Here is an 8,559-nt window from a genome sequence, read left to right as displayed (position 1 = left end):
GTGCATAAGTAGCTACTGATAATACAATAGCACCTATTGTAATAATTTTTTTCATCTTCTTCACTCCTCTAATAGAAAACATATTTTTTTATAAACATCGATATATTATATAACATTTTTTACATTTTTTAAATACTTTTCTGCTAAGTTTTCTCTTTTTTTATTTGTTTTTTATTTAAAAAAAATAAAGAGAATTTTAATTTTTCATCAGTAATATTTGCCATAGAACCAAAAAATGATGTCAATGAAAACTCTTTTCATCAACATCATCTTCTATATAACTAATTAAAAAGTCATCTGAATCTTATTCTTCAAATGACTTTTTTGTAAATTATCTTGCGTATTCTACAGCTCTAGTTTCTCTTAGAATTGTTACTTTTATTTGACCAGGATATTGCATAGTATCCTCTATTTTCTTTGCAACCTCTCTTGACATTATTGTTGCTTCATCATCACTTACTCTGTCAGGATTTATCACTATTCTAAGCTCTCTTCCTGCTTGGATTGCAAAAGATGATTCTACACCTTGGAAAGAATTTGCAATTTCTTCTAAGTTTTCTAATCTTTTTATATAAGCTGTTAAAGTTTCTCTTCTTGCTCCAGGTCTTGATGCAGAAACCGCATCGGCAGCCTGAACTAGTATAGCTTCAACTGTTTCAAATTCCACTTCATTGTGGTGAGCCATAACCGCATTAACAACTTCTTGTTTCTCACCAAATTTTCTTATAAATTCTCCTCCAACAATTGCATGAGATGTTTCTATTTCATTTACAAGAACTTTTCCTATATCATGAAGTAAACCACTTCTTTTTGCAAGCTCTACATCTGCGCCAATTTCAGCAGCTAGAGTTGAAGCTATTTTTGCAACTTCTATTGAGTGAGTTAAAACATTTTGCCCATAACTTGTTCTATATTTTAGCCTTCCTAAAGTTTTTATTATTTCAGGATGCATTGTCGGTATAGATAACTCTATTAAAGCTTCTTCTCCTGCAAGTACTATTTCTTTTTCAATATCTCTTTTACATTTATTGACTATTTCTTCAATCTTTCCTGGATGGATTCTTCCATCTGTAATTAATTTCTCAATAGTCATTCTTGCCACTTCTCTTTTTACTCCATCAAAACAAGATAAAACAACAGCTTCAGGAGTATCATCTATAATTACATCAACCCCTGTCAGAGCTTCTATTGTTCTTATATTCCTTCCTTCTCTACCTATTATCCTACCTTTCATTTCATCATTAGGTAGATTTATAACAGAAACTGTAGCATCTGCAACATAGTCGGCTGCTGCCTTTCCTATTGCAGTTGATAGTATCTTTTGACTTATCTTCTCTTTCTCTTCTTCTATTTTATTTTCAAACTCTCTTATTGTTATTGCCATATCATGGCTCAAATCTCCCTTAAGTTTATTCAATAAAATATCTCTTGCTTCTTCTCTAGTTAACTCACTAATCTTAGTTAATTCTTCTTCCTCTTTTCTTTTTAACACTTCTATTTCTTCTCTTTTTTCTTCCAGTTCTTCACTAATTTTTTCTAGTTCTAAACTTCTATTTTCTATTTTTTCAATTTTATTATCTAAAGTCTCTTCTTTTTTTACTATCCTTGCTTCCTTTTGAGCAATTTCATTTTTCATATTTTTAGCATCTTTTTCGGCTTCTTCTTTTATTTGATAAGCTTTTTCCTTTGCTTTTATTTCTATCTCTTTTGCTTTAGAATTAGCTTCTTTTTCAGCTTCCTCAAGTATTTCCTTAGCTTTAATTTTAGCTTTTTGAACCTCATCTTCAAGGTCATTTAACTTTTCAATTTGTCTATCAACTATAAATTTTTTATAGATAACTGAAAATATAATAGCAAATGCTAAAAGTGCTACTACTCCTACTATTAATATTAAACTCATTTCCTATTCCTTCCAGACAATAATTATTTAAAACTTTTTATAGCATCCTCTTCAGTTGCATAAATCTCAAATATTTCGTCTAATCCAATTGTTTCAAATATAGTCTTTATATGACTATTAAGATTTGCTATCTTAATATCTCCTCCTAATTCTTTGACTGTTTGTAATTTCCCTCTTAAAATTCCCATAGCCAAGCTGTTAATATGAACTAGACCTTTAAAATCAACTACATACTTAATAACATCTTTTTCTATTAATTTACTAAATGTTTCCTTTAATTTAGGAGCAACAAGGGCATCTAATTCTCCAATAATTTCTATTATTTGTACATCATCTTTCATTTTTTCTAAAATTTCAAAATTATTTCCCATAACTATACTGCCTCCCTAAGCTTTTTTTCAATTTTAAAGATAGTCCCTTTAGTTTTCTTTTCAATTTTAAAAACATCTACTAACTTTTTAACAATAAACAATCCAAATCCTCCATCTTCCTTACTGTCTTGATTTCCTTCATAACCCTTTCCATTATCTTCAACAGTTAAAAAAACAGTTTTTTCAAAAATATTTAATACTATCTTTATCTCTCCTCTATCACTGTAACCATAACCATGTTCTATAGCATTTGTTGCTAACTCATCCAGTACAGCAAGCAATTGTACCGTATCTGTTTCATTGATATTATGCCCTTTGAGATAAACTCTAACCATAGCTCTTGCAATAGTTAAATTTTCAAGGTATGAAGGAATACAAATTTTTATTTTATTTTTTGTTTTTTTCAAAAAACATCACCTTCTCTCGTTCACCTTATAAATTAACCATTTCTTGCTATGATAATCATAATTGTACATAAGTTCAAAATAAAAAGTATCCTCTCCTATATTAATTCCAAGAATTGAGAAAGGAGTATTCTCCCTTATTTTTATTTTGGACATAAATAAACTAAGCCCTATGAAATTTATTTTCTCTATCTCTTCTAATATTTTATTATTTCTTATACTTTTATCTGTATTATTTCTCAGATATTCATAATTATTTACACTTAAATTTTCTTTTATAGCTTGAGTAAAATTATTTAAGTTTTCTAACTGATTTTCTGAAAAATTATTTTGAACATTTCTATTGGAGCAAGCAACCATAAAAATTGTGAATATCAAAATCATTATTTTTTTACTCATAAATACATACTCCTATTTATAAATAATACCATATTATACCTATTTTATCAAGTGAACTTTCCTCAATAAGTCTTTTTTTATTTTTTGTGCATATATAGCATAAAATATTCTTACATTTCTTCATAAAAAGTCAATATTCTATGAATAGCTTCCTCTTCTGAAATTTTATCTAAATTTATCCATTTATAATCTTTATCAGCTTTAAACCAAGTAAATTGCCTTTTTGCATAATGTCTTGAATTTCTTTTTATTTCATATTTTGCTCTTTCAAGGCTAATTTCTTTTTTTATATATGCAATGACTTCCTTATATCCTATTATATTTAAATTATACAAATTTTCTCCATAGAGCTTATACAAGTTTCTAACCTCTTCTTCCAAACCTTGTTCAAACATTATTTCAACCCTTTTATTTATTCTTTCGTATAAATTTTCTCTATCTCTTTCCAATACAATTTTCAAAAATGAAAAGTTGTTATTTTTTACATTTTTTCTAGAGAGAACAGAAAATTTTTCTCCTGTTAGTAAGTAAACTTCAAGAGCACGCTCCAATCTTCTTCTATTACTTATATGAATCTCTCTAGCCGCTTCTTCATCATGCCTTGCTAATAAGTCATAAATAACTTGCACATCTTGTTTGGATAAACTCTCTCGTATCCTTGCATCAGCTGAAGGTAATTGAGATAAACCTTCTGTAATAGAACTTATATAAAGACCTGTACCTCCAACTAACAAAAAAGGTTTCTCTTTATTTTTATTCAGTAGCTCGCTGACTGTTTTTTCAAAATTTCCAACACTATATTTAGAATTTGGATCAACTACATCTATCAAATGATGAATTATTCCCTCTTTTTCGCTTTCAGCTATCTTAGCTGTTCCAATATTTAAACCACTATATACTTGTGCTGAGTCAGCAGATATGATATCTGCTTTTAACTTTTTAGCGAGCTCTATTGAAATTTTAGTTTTTCCAACTCCCGTTGGTCCTGCTATCACTATTCCCTTATTCAAAGTACTCAAACTCCACATCTGCAATTTTTACAGTATCTCCATCTTCCACTCCAAAATCTATAAGAGCCTCCTCCATTCCTAAATTTCTCATTATATGAAGAAAGTTTACTAGAGATTCATCATCCATACCTATTACATATTTTGCAAGAACATCGTCGACTATTCTTCCACCAACATTTATTATGCCATTATCATCCCTTGTTATTTCAAAATCTTCTTTAACTATTTTTAATTCTTTTAATACAGAGCTTATATCATTTTCTTCTTCCAAAGGCTCCCTTTCAATGCTAGCAAGCATTTCATAACTTTTATACAAAACCTCTTTTAATCCCTCATCTAAAATTACTGAAATAGGAAATACCTCTATACCTCTCTTAGCTAAATAATTTTTAAATTTTTCAAATTTTTCCATATCCCAAAGTAAATCCATCTTATTAGCTATAACAATTTGTTTTTTCCCAGCTAATTTTTCACTGAATTTTCTAAGTTCATTATTTATTTTTTCAAAGTCTTCTATACAGTCCCTGCCTTCTATTTCAGCTACATCAACTATATGATAAATCAGTTTACATCTCTCTATATGTTTTAAAAATTTATCACCTAAGCCCACTCCTTCATGTGCTCCTTCTATTAAGCCTGGAATATCAGCAATAACAAAAGACTTCCCTTCTTCCAATCTCACCACACCTAATTTAGGCTCTAAAGTTGTAAAATGATAACTTCCAACCTTGGAGTTAGCTGCAGAAACCTTATTTATAAAGCTTGATTTTCCAACAGATGGATAACCTACTAAGGCTATGTCAGCTAAAAGCTTTAATTCCAGTTTAACTTTTATTTCTGCTCCCTCCCCACCTTTTTCAGCTATCTTTGGAGTTTTTCTAACTGAGCTTTTAAAATGGACATTTCCATAGCCACCTCTTCCACCTTTTAGTAGAACTCTTTTTTCTCCTTTTTTATTTAAATCAAGTATCAACTTCCCACTAGCAAAATCTCTAACCTGTGTTCCAACTGGAACTTTTATTATCAAGTCTTCACCCTTTTTTCCATACATCTGTTTTTTTTGACCATTTTCCCCATTTTGTGCTTTAAATAGTTTTTTAAATTTAAAGTCTATCAGAGTATTTATATTGGAGTCAGCAAGAAAAACTATATCTCCTCCCTTTCCGCCATCTCCACCATCTGGTCCTCCAAATTGAACAAATTTTTCCCTTCTAAAAGCTGCTGAGCCATCTCCACCATTCCCAGCTTTGACAGTTATAACTACTTCATCTATAAACATTTATATGCTCCTCTTTTTTATTATTCTATTTTCAATTTAAAATTTTTTATTTTTCTAAAATATTTTATCCAGTATAAATTTAATCAAAATAATATTAGTTTTTATATTATACCATATTTTATTTTAAAATTTCCCCTATACTTTAATATTATTAATAATAATTATTTATTGAAAATCTCAGCTCAATCTGTTAATATCATTTTAACACTGTTTAAAAATTAAATGCTTAAAGTTCTCAAAACTAAAAAAAGCATATCAAATTTATACTTTCCTATATAGTAAAAAAATGCTAAAATAATTTCGGAGGGTGCTATGAGAAAAAAATTTTTTTATAAGAAACATTTATTCAATTTATCAGTTTTCTTACTTCTTAGTTCAACTTTAATTGCTGGAGGACTTTTGGGAAATAATATAAAACAACTTCTCAATAAAAATAATTTTAGAATTTTTAATTCAAATAATGAAAATACAAAAAATTTTTATTATCCTAATGGTAACTTAAAGTCTAAACAATTTTATACGAACAATAGAAAAACCGGAATTTGGGAATTTTACTATGAAGATGGAAAAATAAAAGCTACTGTTTCCTTTAATTCTTTCTCTGCAAATGAAGAGGCCATAATAAGAAATTACGATAAAAAAGGTGTTTTAATAAGCACAGGTAAAATAATAAACGGTGAGATGGTAGATATCTGGAAATACTACGACGAAAATGGAAAGCTAAGTCACTATTTAAATAATTCAAATGGAGAAATAATAGCTTTTGATGAAAATGAAAAGCCTATTTTAAAAATGATGCATAGCGATTTCACTAGAAGGTTAGAACAAATTCAAATGGAGATATATAATGATAGAGATAAATCTTCTCAGGAATGAAATAAATAAAATAGATAGGAAGCTTCTTGAACTTTTTAAACAACGTATGGAAATTTCTAAAAAAATGGGAAAAGTAAAAAAAGAAAATTCTATTCCTATCTTCGATCCTGAAAGAGAAAGAGAAATTATCAATATTTATACTGAAAATGAAGAAATTTTAAATAAGAAATATATTGAGAAATTTTTTCAAACTTTAATGGATATAAGTAAGGAGATTCAATCGGAATGAGAATTGGACTTTTAGGCAAGAATTTATCTCACTCTTTCTCCCCTTTAATACATAATTTTATCTATAAAAAATTAAATTTAAAATTAAATTATGAGCTTTTTGAAGTCGGAGAAAATGAGATTGACAATTTTAAAAATCATATGTTGAAGGAAAATATCAAAGCAGTTAATATAACTATTCCCTATAAAAAAAGATTTATAGATTCTTTAGATTTTATAACTGAAAATGCAAAAAAAATTACTGCTATTAATCTTATGTATATAAAGAATGGCAAATTTTATGGAGACAATACAGACTACTATGGTTTTGAATATAGTCTTAAAAAAAATTCTGTAAATGTTGAAAATAAAAAAATATATATACTTGGAAGAGGTGGAGCTAGTTTAGCTGTAGATAGTGTTTTGAGAAATCTTGGAGCAACTGACATTAATTATATTTTTAGAGCTGATAAAAAAAGCCCTGTCATATTTGACGAAAATATTTCTGGAGATATTTTAATCAATACTACTCCTGTTGGTATGTATCCCAATATTTATGATAATATTATTCCCTCAGATATTATCTCAAAATTCTCCTTAGCCATAGATTTAATATATAATCCCCTTGAAACAAAGTTTTTAAAAATTGCTTCTGCTTTGAATTTAAAAACTATAAATGGCTTGGATATGCTTATTGAACAAGCTATAAAAACTGATGAAATTCTGTTTGAGAAAAAGTTTAATATGACTTTAAGGGAAGATTTAAAATTTTATTTAGAAAAATTCTTTTTGGGAGCAAATAAATGAAAAAAATAATGGTTATTAACGGACCCAATTTAAATTTCTTAGGTCTTAGGGAAAAAGAAATTTATGGTTCTTTTACCTATGAAGACCTTTGCCAATATATAAAAAACTATGAAGACTTTAAAGACATCAACTTTGTTTTTTTACAAAGTAATATAGAAGGTGAGCTTGTAAATTTTATTCAAAATGCTTATCAAGATAAATTTGATGCCATAGTTATAAATCCTGGAGCTTATACTCATACTTCTGTTGCCATATTCGATGCAATAAAAGCTGTCAATATTCCAACAATAGAAGTACATATCTCTAATATACATCAAAGAGAAGATTTTAGAAAAAAATGCCTTATAACAGGGGCTTGTATAGGACAAATATGTGGTTTAGGAAAATTTAGCTATATTTTGGCTATAGAGTATTTAATAAAAAATATTTAAGAAAGGAAGAAAAAATTAATGAAATTAATATCATGGAATGTAAATGGAATAAGAGCCTGCTTAAAAAAAGGATTCTTAGAATATTTTGAAGCTGAAAATGCTGATATTTTTTGTTTGCAAGAAACTAAGCTGAGTGAAGGACAGTTAGATTTAGACTTAAAGGGCTATCATCAATACTGGAACTACGCTGAAAAAAAGGGATATTCAGGAACTGCAATTTTTACAAAAAAGGAACCTTTAGCTGTTTCATATGGAATTGGTATAGAGGAGCATGATCAAGAGGGAAGAGTTATCACTTTAGAATTTGAAAAATTTTATATGATTACTGTTTATACACCTAATTCAAAAGATGAATTACTTAGACTTGATTATAGAATGATATGGGAAGATGAATTTAGAAACTATTTAAAAACCTTAGAAAATAAAAAACCTGTAATAGTATGTGGGGATTTAAATGTAGCTCATAAAGAGATTGATTTAAAAAATCCAAAAACAAATAGAAGAAATCCTGGATTCACTGATGAAGAAAGAAATAAATTTACAACTCTTTTAAATTCTGGATTTATTGATACATTTAGATATTTTTTCCCTGACTTAGAGCACGCTTACTCTTGGTGGTCATATAGGGCAAATGCAAGAAAAAATAATACAGGATGGAGAATTGATTACTTTGTTGTATCAGATGCTTTAGAAGACAACTTAGCTTCTGCTGAAATACATTCTCAGCAAGAAGGTTCAGATCACTGTCCAGTTGTCCTAACTTTAAGAAATATATAAAGTACATATAAAAAAGCTATTGCTAATTTATGATTTAAATAAATTGGCTCTGTGTCAAATGGTGTTGATGAAAAAATCAAATAAATTTTTATGTAGTT

11 protein-coding genes are annotated in these 8,559 nt (G+C 28.1%); 5 read left to right on the top strand and 6 right to left on the bottom strand.

The annotated features are described in order from the left end of the window. Nucleotides 1-331 precede the first annotated feature (331 nt). The 6 genes from rny to obgE form a co-directional block, all read right to left on the bottom strand. Complete coding sequence (rny, locus tag Q4A58_RS07425) at nt 332-1,900, bottom strand: ribonuclease Y (protein ID WP_303117983.1); 1,569 nt, start codon at nt 1,898-1,900, stop codon at nt 332-334. A gap of 23 nt (nt 1,901-1,923) precedes the next feature. Further along, nucleotides 1,924-2,271 carry an STAS domain-containing protein gene (locus Q4A58_RS07420; RefSeq protein WP_303117981.1) on the bottom strand — a complete coding sequence of 116 codons (348 nt, stop codon included), beginning with the start codon at nt 2,269-2,271 and terminating at the stop codon, nt 1,924-1,926. Between the two features lie 2 nt (nt 2,272-2,273). Continuing rightward, a complete protein-coding gene (locus tag Q4A58_RS07415) occupies nt 2,274-2,678 on the bottom strand; it encodes an ATP-binding protein (protein WP_303117979.1) in 405 nt (134 codons plus the stop codon). Nucleotides 2,679-2,684: 6 nt separating this feature from the next. Further along, the gene (locus tag Q4A58_RS07410) at nt 2,685-3,074 is read right to left on the bottom strand and encodes a hypothetical protein (protein WP_303117977.1); all 390 of its coding nucleotides are present in this window, start codon (nt 3,072-3,074) and stop codon (nt 2,685-2,687) included. A gap of 110 nt (nt 3,075-3,184) precedes the next feature. After that, on the bottom strand, nt 3,185-4,093 hold the full coding sequence (gene miaA, locus Q4A58_RS07405; RefSeq protein ID WP_303117975.1) for a tRNA (adenosine(37)-N6)-dimethylallyltransferase MiaA: 909 nt from the start codon (nt 4,091-4,093) through the stop codon (nt 3,185-3,187). Beyond that, nucleotides 4,077-5,363 carry a GTPase ObgE gene (obgE, locus tag Q4A58_RS07400; RefSeq protein ID WP_303117973.1) on the bottom strand — a complete coding sequence of 429 codons (1,287 nt, stop codon included), beginning with the start codon at nt 5,361-5,363 and terminating at the stop codon, nt 4,077-4,079. Before obgE ends, miaA begins: the two co-directional genes overlap by 17 nt. 312 nt (nt 5,364-5,675) lie before the next feature. On the opposite strand from obgE, the gene Q4A58_RS07395 reads away from it, so the two are divergent. Genes Q4A58_RS07395 through Q4A58_RS07375 form a run of 5 tightly spaced genes read left to right on the top strand, consistent with a single transcriptional unit; the run spans nt 5,676 to nt 8,461 of the window. Next, on the top strand, nt 5,676-6,239 hold the full coding sequence (locus Q4A58_RS07395; RefSeq protein WP_303117971.1) for a toxin-antitoxin system YwqK family antitoxin: 564 nt from the start codon (nt 5,676-5,678) through the stop codon (nt 6,237-6,239). After that, the gene (locus Q4A58_RS07390) at nt 6,211-6,468 is read left to right on the top strand and encodes a chorismate mutase (RefSeq protein WP_303117969.1); all 258 of its coding nucleotides are present in this window, start codon (nt 6,211-6,213) and stop codon (nt 6,466-6,468) included. The genes Q4A58_RS07395 and Q4A58_RS07390 overlap by 29 nt, the downstream gene beginning before the upstream one ends. Next, the gene (locus Q4A58_RS07385; protein WP_303117967.1) at nt 6,465-7,253 is read left to right on the top strand and encodes a shikimate dehydrogenase; all 789 of its coding nucleotides are present in this window, start codon (nt 6,465-6,467) and stop codon (nt 7,251-7,253) included. The genes Q4A58_RS07390 and Q4A58_RS07385 overlap by 4 nt, the downstream gene beginning before the upstream one ends. Next, nucleotides 7,250-7,684, top strand: a complete 435-nt coding sequence (aroQ, locus tag Q4A58_RS07380) for a type II 3-dehydroquinate dehydratase (RefSeq protein WP_303117965.1) — start codon at nt 7,250-7,252, stop codon at nt 7,682-7,684. The genes Q4A58_RS07385 and aroQ overlap by 4 nt, the downstream gene beginning before the upstream one ends. An 18-nt stretch (nt 7,685-7,702) precedes the next feature. After that, on the top strand, nt 7,703-8,461 hold the full coding sequence (locus Q4A58_RS07375) for an exodeoxyribonuclease III (RefSeq protein WP_303117964.1): 759 nt from the start codon (nt 7,703-7,705) through the stop codon (nt 8,459-8,461). The last annotated feature ends 98 nt before the right edge of the window (nt 8,462-8,559 follow it).

This window comes from Fusobacterium sp. (assembly GCF_030528405.1).
GTDB lineage: Bacteria > Fusobacteriota > Fusobacteriia > Fusobacteriales > Fusobacteriaceae > Fusobacterium.
Note: the sequence above shows the minus strand (reverse complement) of the source record. Positions and strands in the feature narration are given on the sequence as shown.